Genomic DNA, 17407 nt, shown 5'->3' on the forward strand with positions numbered 1-17407 from the left:
ACAAAGCCGAGTAAACCATAGCCCAGTGTACTAGCGGGCTTTGGTCCCGGTTTAGTGTTCAGCCGATGTGCCGATGAGTACTTGGCCCCCTTTAAGGCCAACCTAAGAAGAACTACCATCTTACTGCGAAGAGGGATCGTATGGGCTATCTTTGGTTGGTTTTCGCTTTATTATCGGCTGTAACCGCCGCGCTGGTCAGTATTTTCGGCAAAATCGGGCTGCAGTCGGTGGATGCTAATACGGCAACGGCGGTCAGAGCCGTCATCATGGCGGTATTTCTCGTGGCCGTAGTGGCATTTCAAGGAAATATCAGTAAGCTCCCGACGATATTTGAAGACAAAAAGACGCTGCTGTTCATCACCTTAAGCGGAGTCGCCGGTGCGGCTTCCTGGCTGTTTTACTTTTGGGCTTTACGGCTCGGCAAAGTATCGCAGGTCGCTCCGGTCGATAAATTAAGCGTCGTTATTGCGACGATCGCAGCCGTTGTGTTTCTGGGGGAGCGTCTAAGCTGGATCAGCGGAATCGGCATCAGCTTCATTACCATTGGCGTCATACTGATCGCATTCAGCTGAAGAAGTACATAACGAAAGAAGGACACCCGCCCGGGGTGTCCTTCTTTCGTTTGCCTGTTTACTCTGATGCGACTTTCTCGAGCACTTTGATCAGCTCAGAGGACGGATAAGCGCCGGAGAGGGCATACCGGTTGTTGAATACAAAGAAAGGTACGCCGGTAACGCCGAATTGTCTGGCCGTTTCCTGATCGTCAGTTACCTTGTCGGTTCCATTCCCCTGTTCAAGCTGCTCGCGCAGTAGGCTCGGAACATGGCCGCACGAAGCGGCAATGTTCAGCAGAATGTCCAGCTGCGCTATGTCCTGGCCTTCTTCGAAGTAAGCCTTCATGATGGCGTCGACCACAGCCTCCTGATCGGATGCGGACAATAGAGCCGTCAGCCTGTGGGCCAGCCTGGTGTTCGGCATGCGGGTTACTTGATCAAAGCGGAACGTTAGTCCCACCGCTTCTCCCGCCTGGGTTACTCGGTCCGTCATTTGCTTTAAGGAAGCCGCATTGCCTCCCATCTTCTTGATCATAGCGTCCTGAAAGGGCAGCCCTTCAGCCGGCAGCGTCGAATCCAGCTCAAACGCGCGGAAACGGATCTCCACCTCATCTTTATGATCCCATGCAGCCAGGGCATCCTCTAAATTTTTCTTGCCGATTCGGCACCAGGGGCACACCATGTCGGAAAAGACGTCGATTTGTATCATACATATTTACCTCCCGTCAGTTACTTACTTTACTATAGTATGACTGATTTGGTGAGGGAAAGCAACCGCCGATTATTTAACCATTGGAATTTTTTTAATGTTTTGTGTAACAAAAAAACGGGTCATTCGTGATATCTTTAGCGAAAGGGGAAGAGGTATGCAGAAGGATTCGTTTACGGAACGGAGTGAAGGTATACGAAGCCGTTGTCACCGGGGCGGTGCGTGAGCTGGAGAAGCTGCAGGAGGAAGGATCGAAATTTGGAATGGGGAGGACCCTGCCTCGTAAATACATAACTTTTTGCTTTTTGTGGAACATTACTCTTTAGCCAACGGCCGGAGCCAACGGCCGCACCAGCAAAATCATGGGTTAAGGAGCTGAAATTGTTTCATGAAGCGTTATGTCTCTATACTCGCCGCACTAGCTGTGCTTTTGGGCTTGCTTGCGCCCTATTCGGCCGAAGCCCATGCGAGCATGCCTTATCATTTCGGGTTTAAGAAGAGCAAGAACCATGAGCTTCCATCGATTGAGGAAGAGGGGTTTCGGTCGATTGTTCAGAAGCACGATGCCATCTTTTTGGGCGATACGAAGCAAAAGGAGCTTTATCTTACGTTCGATAACGGCTATGAGAACGGGTATACCGGTAAAATTTTGGATGTACTCAAGGAGAAGCGGGTACCGGCCATTTTCTTTGTGACAGGGCATTATATCCAAGACCAGCCCGAGCTGTTGAAGCGGATGGTGCAGGAGGGTCACCTCATCGGCAATCATTCCTGGAGCCATCCCGACCTTACCCGGGTATCCGATCAGAAGCTGAAGGAAGAGCTGGATAAAGTCAAAACACAAGTGGCAGAGCTGACCGGACAAAAGGAAATGCCGTATTTGCGCCCGCCGAGGGGAGTTTTTAGCGAGCGGATGCTGGCGGCCAGCAAAGGGTTCGGTTATACGAATGTGTTTTGGTCGATTGCTTATAAGGATTGGGATCCAAAGCTGCAAAAAGGATGGGCCTATGCATACGAGCGGGTCATGTCGCAGCTTCATCCCGGCGCGGTCATCCTGCTTCATTCCGTATCTAAAGACAACGCGGAGGCGTTAGCCAAAATCATTGACGAGGCCCGCAAGCAAGGGTATGAATTTAAGAGCCTGGACCAGCTGCAAACCAAAAATTATTAAGTCAACCCATGACCCTCACATATACGTGGGGGTTTGTTTGTGTTTAAATGGAAATATGCGGTACATATTGAAGAGCCGTTTTCTAAGCGGGGTGTTTTTATGCAGATGCTTCAGGATATGTATTCTTTAATCTCGATATTAAACCTTTTTCTTGCGGGCGCAGTTATATTCCTTGAGCGACGGAATGCGGCCGTCACCTGGGCCTGGCTGCTGGTTTTGTTTTTTCTGCCCGGGGTCGGGTTTATTCTTTATCTCGTATTTGGACAAAACCTGAGCAAACGGAAGCTGTACCGCGTGCAGGACGATAAGCGCCAAATCGTCGATATGCTGGTGGACTTCCAGAAGCAGCAGTTCCGCAGCGGAGAAATCAAGTATAACGACCCCTCCGCCGCCTATTATCAAGACATGATCTATATGAATCTGACCAGCAGCAATGCCCTGTTTACCCAAGACAACAAGGTCGATATATTCACCGACGGAAATGACAAATTTCTGGCCTTGCTGCAGGATATCAGGGAAGCGAAAGATCATATCCATCTGATGTATTTTATCGTACGGAATGACGAATTGGGCTGTAAGCTTGTGGATGAGCTTGCCCGCAAGGCGAAAGAGGGCGTGAAGGTTCGCTTTTTGTACGATGCGATCGGATCGTCCCGGCTGCCGCAGAGCTTCTTCCAAAGTCTAAGGGAAGCGGGTGGAGAGGTAGCGGCCTTCTTCCCGTCTCGTGTTCCTTACCTGAACCTGCGGGTCAATTACCGGAATCACCGGAAGCTGGCCATTATCGATGGCGGCCGGGGGTATATCGGAGGCTTGAACATCGGCACCGAGTATTTGGGTTTAAACCGCCGCTTCGGGTATTGGCGGGATACCCATTTGAGGCTGCAGGGAAGCGCGGTATTGCAGCTTCAGGCCCAATTCCTTCTCGATTGGATGTTGGCGCTGGCAGGTGATTTTCCTGTTGAGGCCCGGTACTTTCCGGCGAAGGTATCTCGGGGAGTGGCCGGACTCCAGATCGTAGCGAGCGGACCGGATAACGAATGGGAGCAAATCAAGAATGCGTTTATCAAAATGATTCTTGCGGCCAAGGAAACCGTCTATATCCAAACCCCTTATTTCATTCCCGATGACAGCCTGCTTACGGCTTTGCAGATGGCTGCCTTATCGGGCGTCGATGTTAAAATCATGCTCCCCGATAAGCCGGACCACAGGATTGTGTATTGGGCTTCTTACTCCAATCTCAGGGAGCTGCTGAATTGCGGGGGAACGTGCTACCTGTATCATAAAGGATTTCTTCACGCCAAAGCGATCGTCGTGGACGGACGGGTGGCGTCGGTAGGCACGGCCAACATGGACAACCGGAGCTTCAAGCTGAATTTTGAAGTCAATGCATTCATTTATGATACCCCAACGGCTGCGAGGCTGCATGACATTTTCTTGGAAGACCTCAACTACAGCACGCAGTTGACCAGGGAGATGTATAACAAAAGACCGCTGTTCAACCGGTTTAAAGAATCGTGTGCCAGACTGCTGTCGCCTATTTTGTGATTGAATCCGCTTGGGCCAGGGTAAGTAAGGTACATGTAAGTCCAACTAAATCATACAAGGAGTGATCGTGATGGACAGAAATGTACTGCAGGGCAAATGGAAGCAGCTCAAGGGTGAAGCCCAGAAAAGGTGGGGCAAGCTGACGGACGACGATCTGGATGTCATTGAGGGCGACCGCGAGAAACTCGTCGGCAAACTGCAGGAACGGTACGGTTATGCCAAAGATGAAGCGGAGAAGGAATGCGACACCTGGTCATCCGGATACCGGAACTAGTCGACACAGGTACAGGATACGAATCGGGAGGTAATAATCATGAGAAATGAGAAAAAGCTAGTAGGTGTGTTTCAATCGGAGCAGGAGGCCGTTCGGGCGATTGAGGGTCTGAAAAGGCAGGGCTACCGCTCAGAGGACATTTCCGTTATTGCCAAGGATAAGGAAGATGTATCTGCGGTTACGGAGCAGACCGGAACCAACATTCAAGAAGGCGTGAAGGCTGGTGCGGCCACCGGCGGATTGGTGGGAGGAATTGCAGGACTGTTTGCAGGCCTCGGAGCATTGACGATTCCCGGGGTTGGCCCGATCCTTGCAGCCGGCCCTATCGCATCTGCACTTACCGGAGCAGCCGTAGGCGCGGGCGCCGGAGGGGTGGTAGGCGCACTCGTCGGATTAGGTATTCCCGAGGAGGAAGCCAAGAAATATAATGATTATGTAAAACAAGGAAGTATTCTGGTGCTGGTCAATTCCCAAGGTGATAAAGACCATGAAGTCTACGATGCGTTCCGATCCAATCATTCGCTGAATTCCGACACGTATGCCGTCGATCAAGGTGCGGAAATTGGCTCAAGACGCGGATTATGATATCGTTCGACATCATCTCATAAAACCGCGAGGCACCCGAAAGGGTGTCTTTTCCATGTAAAATGACAGAAACAAGTCCTATGCATACCCAATGAGAAAGGGCTTATAGCCGAAACGGATTCTAAATTGAAATAGGGATTCCGCTTATCCATGATAACCGGAATCCCTAAAAACTCATGCCCTCGGTATTCAATTTTTCAAAAACACACTCCGATCAAACAACTTGCGTTGCATAATATTGGTGAATCTACCGTATGACGTCCAACCTGTGGGTTCCCGCATGCCCGGTAATTGCAATTTTTAACTCCTTTCCTTCCAAGGAAATGGCTGAGGCATGCTTCGCTAACCTACTTCATTGGGCTATCCCCTTTCCTTTTGTTACCTTTACTATATATTAATATTTTAATAATGTAAATATTCAGAATAATTAATTTATTGGCATTTTGCCCAGCTTTTTTTCACTTTTCTTCCTCATTCTCAGCTATTCTATGAAATCATACCAAAATCTAGCTTTTTACTGCTCGCTAGAATCAAAGTGCGTGGTCCGCTTATAAAAACAAATAATAAAAATAGTTTATAAAATTGGGTTGACAGGTAAGTTTGTGCATGATAGAATCCAAATTGCAAACAAACGATAATGATTCTCATTACCAACCATAAAAACTTGGGGAGTGAAATGAAGTTGAAGAAACATCGTAAAATCTTTTCATCCGCAATAGCGGCTATTTTGAGCGTAGGGCTTTTGGCAGGCTGCGGAACAGCGCCGCAAGGCGAGCAGCAAGCCGCTCAACCGCAAGACCCGAAGGCCGGAGCTTCGGAGTCGAAAACTGAGCAAGTCGTCAATCTTTATTCGGCAAGACATTATGAGGTGGATGACGTTCTTTACGCTCAGTTTACGGAGAAGACCGGCATTAAAGTCAATGTCGTTAAAGGCAAGGCCGAGGAATTGATCGAACGGATCAAGCGTGAGGGAGAGAGCACGTCCGCCGATTTATTCATCACAGTGGACGGCGGGGTGCTGAACAACGCCAAGCTGAACGGAGTACTGCAGCCTGTGAAGTCGGAAATCATTGATGCGAATGTTCCTGCGCAGCTCCGTGATAAAGACAATGAGTGGATCGGTCTGTCGACACGCGCCCGTGTTATCGTATATTCCAAAGACCGTGTAAAACCAGAGCAGCTCTCTACATATGAGGACCTGGCCACCGATAAGTGGAAAGGCAAAGTGCTCGTACGTTCTTCAACAAACTTGTATAACCAATCACTGCTTGCATCCATGATCGAATTAAATGGGGAGCAAAAAACGGAAGAGTGGGCTAAAGGCATCGTAGCCAACCTTGGCCGCGCGCCTGAAGGCGGGGACCGTGACCAAGCGAAAGCAGTCATTGCGGGCTCCGGCGACGTGGCGATTATGAACACCTACTACCTGGGGCAAATGTTGAACTCCAAAGATGCGGAAGAAGTGAAGGTTGCTCAGCAGCTCGGCGTATTCTTCCCTAACCAAAGCACAACCGGCACGCATATAAACATCAGCGGAGCGGGTCTTGTGAAGCACAGCAAAAATAAAGAAAATGCCGTAAAGCTGATCGAGTTCTTAACTGACAAAGAACCACAGGAGCTGGTATCGAAGACAAACTTCGAATTCCCGGTGAACCCTAAAGCAGAGAAGCCTGAGCTATTGAAATCGTGGGGAGAATTTAAGGCTCAGCAAATTGACTTTGCCAAGCTGGGAGAGCATAATAAGAAGGCAGTTGAGATCTCTAATAAAGTAGGTTGGAAATAAGAATGCGCTTTGCAGCAGCAATACGAAATATAAAACAGCATACAAACGGCTGGCTTTATGCCAGCCTTCTGGGGGCAGTGGTCGTTCTGCTGCCCATTTTTACTATATTCGTGTCGCTGTTCCAACCGCCAAATGAAAACTGGCAGCACATCAGGCAGTATTTACTGCAGGATTATGTGTTCCAGACGGTTTGGCTTGTGTTGTTTTCTTGCTTGTTCACCGTGCTTCTGGGCGTAACGTTGGCCTGGCTGATCGCCGCTTATGATTTTCCTCTCCGGCGTTTTTTTCGCTGGGCGCTTGTACTGCCGCTGGCCGTTCCGCCTTATATTGCGGCATACACCTACAGCACGATGCTGAGCTATACCGGATTTGTCCAAACTACACTGCGCAATGAATTTGGGGTGACGCCCAACCCGGAATGGTTCGGCATCATGTCGATGAGAGGCGCGATTTTCATATTTTCGATGTTTTTGTTTCCTTATGTGTACATGATTACCCGATCGTTTCTGGAAAATCAGAGCGGCTCATATATTGAGAACGCCGCACTGCTGGGTAGGAAACCGGTATCCATCTTTTTCAGTATCGTGCTTCCGATCTGCCGGCCTGCCATCATCGGCGGCGTTATTCTTGTCGTATTCGAAGTGCTCAGCGATTATGGCGTGTCGAGCTATTACGGCATCCAGACAATCTCCGTGGCGATATTTCAGACCTGGTTCGGCATGTATGATGTCGACTCGGCGGTTCGTTTGGCAGCATGGCTGATGGCGGGGGTCGTCGGGTTGTTCGTGGCGGAGCGGCTGCTTAGGCATCAGAGAAGCTTCGCGGCTTCCACAAGCAAGTCGAGACCGCTTACACCTAAAAAGCTGAAGGGCGTGAGCGCCGCGGCTGCTTTCTTATTCTGCGGGATTATCTTTTCATGCTCCTTTTTTATCCCTTTCATTCAGCTGATCGTATGGGCCACTTGGAGTTATCACGATGTGCTTACCCCTGCCTTTTTTGAATTGACATATAATACGATGGTCCTTGCTTTGACGGCTACGGCTATTATTATGGTGTTCTCCGTGATTGTAGCCAATGTCGTTCGTCAACAATCGAACGTATTGACCTATGTGCTGGCCAGATCGGTAACGTCCGGCTATTCCGTACCTGGAGCGATTATTGCCATCGGAGTATTGGCTTTGTTCATCGGGCTTGACCATGGACTGGCTCCGCTATACGCCCGCATGGGCTTGGGGAATGCTCCGCTCGTGCTCAGCATGTCTTTGGTTATGCTGGTCGTTGCTTATGTGGTCCGCTTTATGGCCGCCGGTTATAATGCGGTCGAAGCCGGTTTTGAGAAGATCGGGATGAAATATACGGAAGCTTCAAGGCTGCTGGGCTTAGGAATAACAAGGACCTTTTTCAAAGTGGATGCCCCGCTGCTAAAGGGCGCTTTACTCAGCGGCGTCATTATGACGTTCGTGGAGATTATTAAAGAATTGCCTTTAGCCTTGCTGCTGAGACCCTTTAACTTTGAAACGCTTGCGACCAAGACCTACCAATACGCAAGCGACGAACGAATCTATGAGGCTTCCATTCCATCTTTGTTTATTATCGGCGTCAGTATGATCTCTGTTATCGTATTTCATCAACTAGGGAAGAAGTTGAATTCATGAAAATCGTAAACATTGGCAAACTTTCATTCGCCTATTCCTCTAAACAGAAGCCCGTTATCGACGGCTTTTCCTTCGAGATGGAAAAGGGGGAGATCGTCGGGATTTTGGGGCCCAGCGGGAGCGGGAAGAGCACGCTGCTGCGCCTTGTTGCCGGGTTGGAACTGCCATCCGGCGGAAGCATTGCGATTTCCGGACGCACCGTGGTAGACGATAGCGACTTCATACCTCCTGAAAAGCGCGGCGTCGGCATGGTTTTTCAGGATTATGCCTTGTTTCCGCATTTGACCGTAGCAGGCAACATTGAATTTGGCCTGCACCGTCTGTCGAAGAAAGAACGTGCCGCAAGGCTTGCCGAAATGCTGGAGCTGGTGCAGCTTTCGGGCTTTGAGAAGCGCTATCCCCATGAATTAAGCGGTGGCCAGCAGCAGCGTGTTGCCCTGGCAAGGGCGCTTGCGCCGCAGCCCTCCATTCTGCTGATGGATGAGCCGTTCAGCAACCTGGATGCGGATCTTAAAGTCTCTATCCGCAGCGAGCTTAGGGATATTTTGAGAAAAGCGGGGATGACCTGTTTGTTCGTAAGTCATGACTATCAGGATGTGGATGCGATTTGTGATCGTACGGTAATGATGGTTTCTTAGCAAAAGAGGCGCCCGTTGCATTGAGCCATCGGGGATAGTATAGTTGTATTAACTATACCGAGGTGAAGCGACGCGAGATGAACTTGATGGAGACGATGACAAGATTGGATTGGCATGATGTGGAGCATTGGCTAAAGCAATACGAAGCCTTAGGGCCCCTTCCCGGTATTTTAGCCCCGATGGCGGAATCCTTTTTCCCTGTGCTTCCTTTGGTGGCGATCCTGGTCGCTAATGTGAATGCGTATGGATTAGGCGAAGGCGTATTGCTGTCCTGGATCGGAGTGGTGTGCGGAAGCGTGAGTGTGTTTGCGATTTTCCGTAAATTCGGCGGCAGGCTTCGTGGCTGGATTGAGCGCAAACATCCCAGATCGGAGAAATTTGTGCATTGGTTGGAGGAGCATGGATTTACCCCCATTTTTTTGCTGGCATGCTTCCCTTTTACACCGTCCTCTCTTGTGAACATTATCGCCGGACTTTCCAAGGTGCCCATGCATACGTTTGTCGTGGCTACGGCCTTGGGCAAAGGCGTGATGATCTTCCTCGTGTCGTTTGCCGGACATAATTTGGACAGCTTGCTAAGTCAGCCATTGAAAATCGTCCTGATTCTCGCTGTGTTTTTTTTCATGTGGCTGTTCGGGCGTAAGCTGGAATCGAAATATTTCAAATGAAAGCATCGCTTTTCTCTGAAGTGATTCGGGGGAGAGCGTTTTTTGTATGTCAGGAATAGCGGGAGGAACCATAGCCCCGTAATGAAACGCCGAAATGAGAGGTGGCGGTCTTGGCGGCGGAATGTTAATCTGGAAGAAACCGGAGGCAGGGGTGAATGGGATGGGATTTTTAGACGGGCTTATGGGGAACGCATCGGAATTGAATCCGGCTGATCTCCAGAAGGAATACGCAGGAGTACTGGCCAGAGGCGAAACGATCGAGAAGGGGTATAAAGTGATCCGCGATTTGTTCATCTTTACGAACAAGCGGCTGATTCTGGTTGATAAGCAGGGCTTGACCGGAAGAAAAATGGAGTATCATTCCGTTCCCTATCGGAGTATCACGCATTTTAGCATTGAAACCGCAGGGAGCTTTGATTTGGATGCAGAGCTGAAAATCTGGATTTCCGGAAGTGCGGACCCGATCCAAAAGCAGTTTAACAAGTGCTTGAACATTTATGAGCTGCAGAGTGTCCTGGCTACCTACGTGCTGTCTTAGAGCATGCGGCGAAAGCGCAGGATTTCATCTGACATCAAGGAACCGTGCAAGGGACGACTTTCGACCTTTCGCGGTTCTTTGGCGTTGAGTCAGCCTGCCCTAAACTGTTGAAAATGGAGCAGTGCCTGATGCACCAGCTTTCCATCGAACATGAGTTGATCGAGGGGATGTAAACCTTGTACCATGGAGGTATGCGTTAGGGTTAAAGGGAGCAAAAAGGACTAAGCAAAGCATCTCTTCCGAACGCGTGTTTGTTCCACGTGGAAACATGTCGAATTACCGTGAATGCGCGCGCCGTCCGGTAATATCGGCTGGCATTAGCCGGCCGCCGATCATGCCTAAGGCATGGAAATATGGAAACAACAGAAGAATAACGGATCAAAGTTTTCTTTCATCTCAGCTATTGCATAAGAAAAGAAAGGGGCATGCCGCCGGTGACCAGCCAAAAAACGGTACTGTACTTCCTGATTATCATCGCTTTTCTCGATATGTTCAGTCAGCTTCCGGTTATTAGTCCTCTGGCTCAAAGTCTTGGGGGAGATCCCTTCATGATCGGACTAGCCGTAGGCGCTTACTCGCTTACGAATATGGTCGGCAATGTATTGGCCGGTCGCTGGATCGACCGTTACGGAGCCAGAATCGTCCTTGTTCTGGGCATGGCCGCTACCGCAGGGCTTCTGGGCTTGTACTGGTTCGTACGGACGCCTGAGCAGCTGGTTGCCGCCAGATTTGTTCACGGGCTTGCAGGGGGGCTGCTGGTGCCCAGTGCCTTCACACTCGTATCCAGGCTTGCGGAGAACGGACAGCAGGGCAGAAATATGGCGATATCCGGTGCTGCCGTCGGTTTTGCAGCGATTGTCGGTCCGGCATTGGGCGGCATTCTTAGAGCGAAGGCAGGGGCTCATACGGTATTTCTCACGGTAGCGGCGTTGATGGCTGCCGGAGCGCTGACGGCGTGGCTGGTCCTCTACGGCAGGCGGAAGACGTCTGTGCCAAACGAGGCATCCTCGGAGGAAGCGACGCAGGGGTGGCTGCACCTGTTCCGCAGCGCTCCGGTCATGCAATCTTACCTCGGCGCGTTCACTTTGATGTTCGCCATGGGCGTGCTAACTTACATGCTGCCGCTAAAGGCGGACGCGCTCGCTCTTCGCGAGCAGGCTGCGGGGCTGCTGCTAAGCACCTTCGGTATCGTGGCGATCGGCATGTTCCTGCTGCCGACCAACCGGATATTCGACCGGGTGCCGTCGCTGTACACCATGCTGGCCGGGATGCTGACGATTGCTGCAGCCCTGCTTGGACTTTCATTAACCGAACGGGAAGAGGGCCTGTTTGCCGTCATGACGGTATACGGGATCGGGTTTGCCTTGATGTTTCCTTCCATGAACGCCCTCTTGATCCGTCACGTCCCCGTAGGAGACCGGGGGAAGGCTTTCGGGCTGTTCTATGCCTTTTATTCCATCGGCGTCGTCGCGGGCTCCTTCACCGTAGGAGCCGCTGCCATATCTCCTGACCAAGGCTTTCGTCTGGCCGGGGCACTGCTGGCGATCATCGCCGCGGCCCTCTTCATCGCGGTCAAAGCCGTTTCCCGCCGGCGTTTCGCCCGAAAAGAGTAATGACCGATGCAGACAGGGCGGCATCGGTTTTCCGCCGCCCCGGTAGGTTGGTTTTTCCCCGTTACTCCCGAACCGCCAAAATCCCCTGGACATGACAAGATATCCGCCAAGACGTCCTCCTCGCTGTCCTAACCAGGCTGGACGGCTTTGGGTGTTTCTCATATAATGGGCTTACACATCCGTTGAAAGCGTTAGCATGTCCGCAGGCGCTTAGTTAAAGGTCAGGTGCTGAACCATGTCGCATAACAAATGGGCGATCGGCGTGTACGCGCTGTTTATCGTATTTTTATTACTGCTCTGGCAGTTCATGCAGACCAGCTTGGCTATCCAATCTATCGTTGGACAAATGGAGAGCGGGGCGCCGATCGAGCGGTCGGGTCCGCATCTTGTGCTGATTTCCCAAGAGCTGGACAATCCGTATTGGCGGACGGTGGAACAGGGGGCACGGGACGCAGCTTCTAAGCTGGGGGCGGAGATTGAATATATCGGCCCTTACCGCAACAATCCGCAGGAACAGAAAAAGCTGCTGGAGAAGGTGATCGCCGCCAAGGCCGACGGCATTCTATCACAGGGGATGGCCGACAGTGAATACATCGGACTGATCAATCGGGCGGTGGCCCACGGCATTCCGGTGGTGACTGTGGATACCGATGCGCCGGAAAGCGCCAGGCTGACCTATGTCGGCACCGATAATGTGTTGTCCGGGCGTCTGCTGGGTGAAGCGGTGGTCAAGACGGCGGGAACCCGGGGAGAAATCGGCGTCATCATCGGCAGCCAAGAAGCAGCCAATCAGCGGTTAAGGCTGGAGGGATTTCTGTCCGTTATCAAGGCATATCCGGAGTTAAAGGTCGTGGAGGTGCGCGCATCCAACATCTCGCGGATTCAGGCGGCCCAACAGGCGGAGGATCTGCTGAGAAACTATCCGAATTTAACGATCATGATCGGAACCAGTGCGCTGGATGCGATCGGAATCCTGCAAGCGAAAAAGAAGAGCGGCCGGGAAGGATTGCTCATCTTCGGCTTTGACGATTTGGAAGAAACGCAGCAGGCGATCAAGCGCGGGGAAATTCAGGCAGCCGTCGTACAGAAGCCTTATCTGATGGGCTACGATGCCGTAAAGCTGATGCTTGAGCATAAGCAGGGAATTGTACTGCCGCGGGAGCATTATACCGAAACGGGACTCCTGACTGAAGGGGATTTGAGCGGGGGTGGTTCGCGATGAGCATCCGCCGAAAGCTGTTCGTTTTTATCCCGCTGATCGTCGTGCTGATGAACTCGGTGTCTTTTTTCATTTTCCAAAGCGGCAAAACGGTTCAGGAAAGCTACAATCTCATGATGGAACGGATTTTACTATATAAACAGGTCGCACAAGGAACGGAAGAAAATTTGAGTGCCCTAAGCACCTATTTGATTGAACCGAGCGCTTCTAACCGGGAGACGGTTTCCGAACGGAAAGAGCGGCTGAAGCAGCTGCATGCGCTTCTGACGGCAAGCCGGAACGAGCTGAATCCGCTGGAGCTGTCCAACTATACGAATTTGCTGGAAACCTTCATTGAACAAGAAACATCGGTTGTGCAATCCGTGGAAGGGGGAACGTTATCCTCCTATGTCTCTCTTTATGAGCAGACGGAGAAAACGGCCGGCTTTATCCAGCAGGAAGGGCAGCACCTGGTAGACTTGGAGCTTACTCACTACCAGCCCTATTACCAGAGCATTATGGAGCATACGAATCATATCAACAGCCTTGGATTTGCGATCTTTCTCGTCGGAACCCTGCTGAGCATCTGGTTTGCCATTTGGCTGTCGAAAAGCATTACGGAGCCGATCGGCCGACTGGTGCAGACGGCTAAGCAGATCTCGCGGGGAAATCTCAATGTGGAGCCTCCGGCATCGCAAACCGAGGATGAAATCGGTATTCTTACCGGGACGTTCCGGCACATGCTGTACAATTTGAAGGAGCTGATCGCCCGGGACAAGGAGCGGCTGGAGATGGACCGGCTCGTTAAGGAATTGGAGATCAAGGCGCTGCAGAGCCAGATCAATCCCCATTTTCTGTTTAATACGCTCAACAGCTTATCCAAGCTGGCGTTGATTGAGGGAGCGGACCGGACAAGCGATTTGATCGTATCTGTATCCAATTTGCTGCGCTACAATCTGCGCAAGCTCGATCAGCCCGTCACGCTCCGGGACGAGGTAGAGCATGCGAGGGAATATTTTACCATTCAAGGATCAAGATTTCGCGATAGAGTGCGGTTTGTAACGGAAATTGAGGAAGGTGCGTTGGGCCAGTTGATCCCAAGTCTCACGCTGCAGCCGCTCATTGAGAATGCGTTCGTGCACGGGATTGAGAATATGGAGGAGGGTGCGGAAATTGCACTCCGCATTTGGACGGAGCCGGTTCAACGCCAGGTGATCGTTCGGGTGGAGGATAACGGAGCGGGGATGCCGGAGGAGACCCGGCTCGCTCTGATTCGGCAGGACGAGCAGCCGGTCAAAAGCGTGGGAAGCATAGCGGGTGAATCGCCGCCTGAGAAGAAGGCATCGACGGGCCTAGGTACGCATAATGTGTTTAAGCGGATCCGGCTGTTTTACGGCCGTGAGGATTTGGTAAGCATTCTGGGTAATACAAGACAGGGGCGGGGCACGGTGGTGGAATTAAGACTGCCTTTGCTTACGGAGGAGGTAAAGCCTGATGTACAGATTGCTGATCGCCGATGATGAGGCGTTGGAACGCGAAGGGCTGGAGCTGATTGTCATGCGCGCCATGCCGGATACGTTTGATATCGCGCATGCGGAGAACGGACGGCTCGCCATTCAACGGGCGGACGAAATGAGACCCGATATTGTATTTATGGATATTAAGATGCCCGGCATTCAAGGCCTTGAGGCAGTAAAGGAGATCAAATCGCGGCATCCTCAGGCGAAGTTCGTGCTCGTCACGGCATATGATAATTTCGCTTATGCGAAAGAGGCGATTTCACTTGGTGTAAAGGAATATCTCCTGAAGCCGATGAAGCGGGAACAGATTGTCGATATTCTGGGCAAGCTGGTGGAAGAAATCGCTGTGGAACGCAAAAAGCGGGAGGAAGAGCTGCGTTTGAGCGAACGGGCGATGGAGTTCATGCCGCTTGCGGAGAAGGAAATTGCGCTGTCCCTGATGCTCGATCCTTTGCATGTCCATCATCTGGAGCCTTTGTTCGGCCTGTTGGATTTGAACGTCGTCGGCGGATGCGCCTGCGTGATTTCACTGCCGGTTAAGGAGGATGGGACGATCGATACGCCCGTCGGTATGGGCGGCGAGCAGCTGTACGAAGCCGTACGAAGCCGGGCCAAAGCGGCTGTGCCGTATGCTGTTGTCGGTCCTGTGGTGGGCAGATGGATCGCGTTGTTTCTTGTGAACGGGGATGAAGGTAAGCCGTTCTTCACCTTCCGCACGGAGTCTCTGCAGTGGGGAAAGGAGCTGAGCGGCTTTGTGACCGAGCAGTTGATGATCCGTGCCAGTCTCGGCCTGGGAACCGTAAAACCGGGTATCGGGGGCCTGCGCGGTTCGTTTAGGGAGGCACTGTATGCGGCGGCTTCGGAAGGGGCGGAACCGCTGCGGCCGTTCGATCGGCTGCCTGATGAGGCGGCGGAGGCGGCCAAGGGGCTGGAGGTCGGCTTTTTTCCGCGAGGAGACGACATGGACCGGCAGCTGGATGAGCTTCAGGAGGAACGGGGCCGAAGGGCCAAATCGGTGTTGGACCGGGCTGTTGAGTATATAGGCAAGCATTACCGGGAAGACATCTCGCTGGAACAGGCGGCGGACCACGCGGGCTTGAATCCCTATTACCTCAGCAAGCTGTTCAAGCTGCAAACAGGAGAGACGTTCATTGACCATATTACCCGTTTGCGCATCGACAAGGCCAAGGAGCTGCTTGCGGATGAACAGTACAGTTTAAAAGAAATTTGTTATCAGGTCGGCTACAATGACCCGAATTATTTTAGCCGAGCCTTCAAGAGAGCGACAGGGGTAACCCCATCACGGTATCGGCAGCAAGCCGGGCTTGCGGCGGAAGCGGATCATGCTTGACCAAACCAAAGAAAGTCCATCTTCCTTTAGGAAGTGGACTTTTTTGCTGTGTCGCCAATAAAATGCTGGGAAATGAAAATGAGCGGCAAGCCGTTTTCATCACGATCAAAACAATCCAGTTTTTTGCCAAAGAAATGCTTACTTTTTTCAATGTTAAAGCGTTTTCATCTTGATATGATGTTTTTGTAAGCGCATACCATCACAGAACTCCATATATATAGTAAATGCGATTGAACTTATATCAAAGGGGAGAGTACAAATGAAAAGAAATAGGGTAAAGGTTCTTTCCGTCATGACGGCCAGCGGATTGCTGCTTGCGGCCTGCAGCTCCGGTTCGGGAACGACGAATCCGCAGGGACAAGAGACGCCGAAGCCGTCCGAACCGGCCAAAACGGACGCAAAAAAGCAGGTGGAGATTTTCAGCTGGTGGACCGGAGCGGGCGAGGAAGCCGGCTTGAAGGGGCTCATTCAGCTGTATAAGGAGAAAAATCCGAACATTGAAGTCATCAATGCCGCCGTCGCCGGCGGAGCGGGCACGAATGCCAAAGCAGTTCTGGCCAGCCGGATGCAGGGCGGTGATCCCCCGGGTACATTCCAGGTTCATGGAGGCGCGGAGCTGAATGCCGGGTGGGTTGCGGCAGGCAAGATGGAGCCGCTGAACGATTTGTATGATAAGGAAGGCTGGAAGGATAAATTTCCAAAGGAGCTGATTGAGCTGGTCAGCCAAAACGGCCAAATCTACTCCGTGCCTGTCAATATTCACCGGGGCAACGTGCTCTTTTATAACAAGAAGGTGCTGGATCAGCATGGTCTGAAGGCACCAGCAACATTCGAGGAATTCTTCCAGGTGGCGGATGCGCTTCAAGCGAAAGGAGTTACACCGCTGGCACTGGGAGATAAGGAGCCGTGGACGGCATCGCACCTTTTTGAGACCGTGCTTCTCGGGTCCCTTGGCCCTGATAATTACAAGAAGCTGTGGACCGGTGAGCTGAGCTTCGAGGATGCGTCGGTCAAGCAAGCCGCGGAGACCTTTAAAAAAATGATCGGTTACGTTAATAAAGACCACGCGGCGCGCAACTGGCAGGATGCGGCCCAGCTCGTAGCGAAGGGCGAAGCGGCCATGAACGTGATGGGCGACTGGGTGAAAGGATACTTCACCACCGATCTCAAGCTGAAGCCGAATGAGGATTTCGGGTGGGTGGCGACACCGGGCTCTGCAGGAAGCTTTATGGTCATCACGGATACGTTCGGGCTGCCCAAGGGCGTGAAGGATCCGGAATCGATCAAGTCCTTCTTGAGCGTACTGGGATCGGTGGAAGGTCAGGATGTGTTCAACCCGCTCAAAGGATCGATTCCGGCGCGTATGGATGCGGATGTCAAAAAATACGATGTGTACGGCCAACAAACGATTGAAGATTTCAAGAAAAGCAAGCTGACGGCGAGCATGGCTCACGGCTCCGCGGCTCCTGAGGGCTTCGTGACTCAAGCCAACCAAGCCATGACGATATTTGTGACCAGAGGCGATGTCGATCAATTTACGAAGTCGCTTCAGCAGGCTGCGGCCGCAAGCGGCATCAAAAAGTAATGGCGTATACCCGGAGGCGC

General features: G+C 51.7%; 17 protein-coding genes. 16 read left to right on the plus strand and 1 reads right to left on the minus strand.

Annotated elements, in window-relative coordinates; genetic code table 11:
- The first annotated feature begins 140 nt into the window (after window positions 1–140).
- Complete coding sequence (locus tag ACZYR9_RS11610) at window positions 141–572, plus strand: EamA family transporter (RefSeq protein WP_488978648.1); 432 nt, start codon at window positions 141–143, stop codon at window positions 570–572.
- Between the two features lie 58 nt (window positions 573–630).
- Here ACZYR9_RS11610 and ACZYR9_RS11615 read toward each other — a convergent pair whose 3' ends face one another.
- Window positions 631–1263, minus strand: coding sequence for a DsbA family oxidoreductase (locus tag ACZYR9_RS11615; RefSeq protein WP_488978649.1), 633 nt, complete (start codon window positions 1261–1263; stop codon window positions 631–633).
- 388 nt (window positions 1264–1651) lie between these two features.
- On the opposite strand from ACZYR9_RS11615, the gene pdaA reads away from it, so the two are divergent.
- The 15 genes from pdaA (at window position 1652) to ACZYR9_RS11690 (ending at window position 17387) form a co-directional block, all read left to right on the plus strand.
- The gene (gene pdaA / locus ACZYR9_RS11620; protein ID WP_488978650.1) at window positions 1652–2434 is read left to right on the plus strand and encodes a delta-lactam-biosynthetic de-N-acetylase; all 783 of its coding nucleotides are present in this window, start codon (window positions 1652–1654) and stop codon (window positions 2432–2434) included.
- Window positions 2435–2533: 99 nt separating this feature from the next.
- On the plus strand, window positions 2534–3979 hold the full coding sequence (gene cls, locus ACZYR9_RS11625; RefSeq protein WP_488978740.1) for a cardiolipin synthase: 1446 nt from the start codon (window positions 2534–2536) through the stop codon (window positions 3977–3979).
- A 70-nt stretch (window positions 3980–4049) separates the two neighbouring features.
- On the plus strand, window positions 4050–4253 hold the full coding sequence (locus tag ACZYR9_RS11630; RefSeq protein ID WP_488978651.1) for a CsbD family protein: 204 nt from the start codon (window positions 4050–4052) through the stop codon (window positions 4251–4253).
- Window positions 4254–4292: 39 nt separating this feature from the next.
- Complete coding sequence (locus ACZYR9_RS11635) at window positions 4293–4838, plus strand: YflT domain-containing protein (RefSeq protein ID WP_488978652.1); 546 nt, start codon at window positions 4293–4295, stop codon at window positions 4836–4838.
- A gap of 676 nt (window positions 4839–5514) precedes the next feature.
- A complete protein-coding gene (locus ACZYR9_RS11640) occupies window positions 5515–6621 on the plus strand; it encodes a Fe(3+) ABC transporter substrate-binding protein (RefSeq protein ID WP_488978653.1) in 1107 nt (368 codons plus the stop codon).
- A gap of 2 nt (window positions 6622–6623) precedes the next feature.
- Window positions 6624–8276, plus strand: coding sequence for an ABC transporter permease (locus ACZYR9_RS11645; RefSeq protein ID WP_488978654.1), 1653 nt, complete (start codon window positions 6624–6626; stop codon window positions 8274–8276).
- The gene (locus ACZYR9_RS11650; protein WP_488978655.1) at window positions 8273–8914 is read left to right on the plus strand and encodes an ABC transporter ATP-binding protein; all 642 of its coding nucleotides are present in this window, start codon (window positions 8273–8275) and stop codon (window positions 8912–8914) included. Before ACZYR9_RS11645 ends, ACZYR9_RS11650 begins: the two co-directional genes overlap by 4 nt.
- Window positions 8915–8991: 77 nt before the next feature.
- Complete coding sequence (locus ACZYR9_RS11655; protein ID WP_488978656.1) at window positions 8992–9582, plus strand: TVP38/TMEM64 family protein; 591 nt, start codon at window positions 8992–8994, stop codon at window positions 9580–9582.
- A gap of 160 nt (window positions 9583–9742) precedes the next feature.
- Window positions 9743–10120, plus strand: coding sequence for a PH domain-containing protein (locus tag ACZYR9_RS11660; RefSeq protein WP_488978741.1), 378 nt, complete (start codon window positions 9743–9745; stop codon window positions 10118–10120).
- A gap of 425 nt (window positions 10121–10545) precedes the next feature.
- Window positions 10546–11733 carry an MFS transporter gene (locus ACZYR9_RS11665; RefSeq protein WP_488978657.1) on the plus strand — a complete coding sequence of 396 codons (1188 nt, stop codon included), beginning with the start codon at window positions 10546–10548 and terminating at the stop codon, window positions 11731–11733.
- 235 nt (window positions 11734–11968) lie between these two features.
- Complete coding sequence (locus tag ACZYR9_RS11670; protein WP_488978658.1) at window positions 11969–12955, plus strand: sugar-binding protein; 987 nt, start codon at window positions 11969–11971, stop codon at window positions 12953–12955.
- Window positions 12952–14451 (plus strand): sensor histidine kinase, encoded by a 1500-nt coding sequence (locus ACZYR9_RS11675; RefSeq protein WP_488978659.1) that lies wholly within the window; start codon window positions 12952–12954, stop codon window positions 14449–14451. Before ACZYR9_RS11670 ends, ACZYR9_RS11675 begins: the two co-directional genes overlap by 4 nt.
- Window positions 14426–15802, plus strand: a complete 1377-nt coding sequence (locus ACZYR9_RS11680; RefSeq protein WP_488978660.1) for a helix-turn-helix domain-containing protein — start codon at window positions 14426–14428, stop codon at window positions 15800–15802. The genes ACZYR9_RS11675 and ACZYR9_RS11680 overlap by 26 nt, the downstream gene beginning before the upstream one ends.
- Window positions 15799–15975: a hypothetical protein gene (locus tag ACZYR9_RS11685; RefSeq protein WP_488978661.1), complete on the plus strand. Its 177-nt coding sequence runs from the start codon at window positions 15799–15801 to the stop codon at window positions 15973–15975. The genes ACZYR9_RS11680 and ACZYR9_RS11685 overlap by 4 nt, the downstream gene beginning before the upstream one ends.
- Window positions 15976–16061: 86 nt before the next feature.
- Window positions 16062–17387 carry an ABC transporter substrate-binding protein gene (locus tag ACZYR9_RS11690; protein ID WP_488978662.1) on the plus strand — a complete coding sequence of 442 codons (1326 nt, stop codon included), beginning with the start codon at window positions 16062–16064 and terminating at the stop codon, window positions 17385–17387.
- Window positions 17388–17407 lie beyond the last annotated feature (20 nt).

The organism is Paenibacillus sp. F024, from assembly GCF_057814255.1.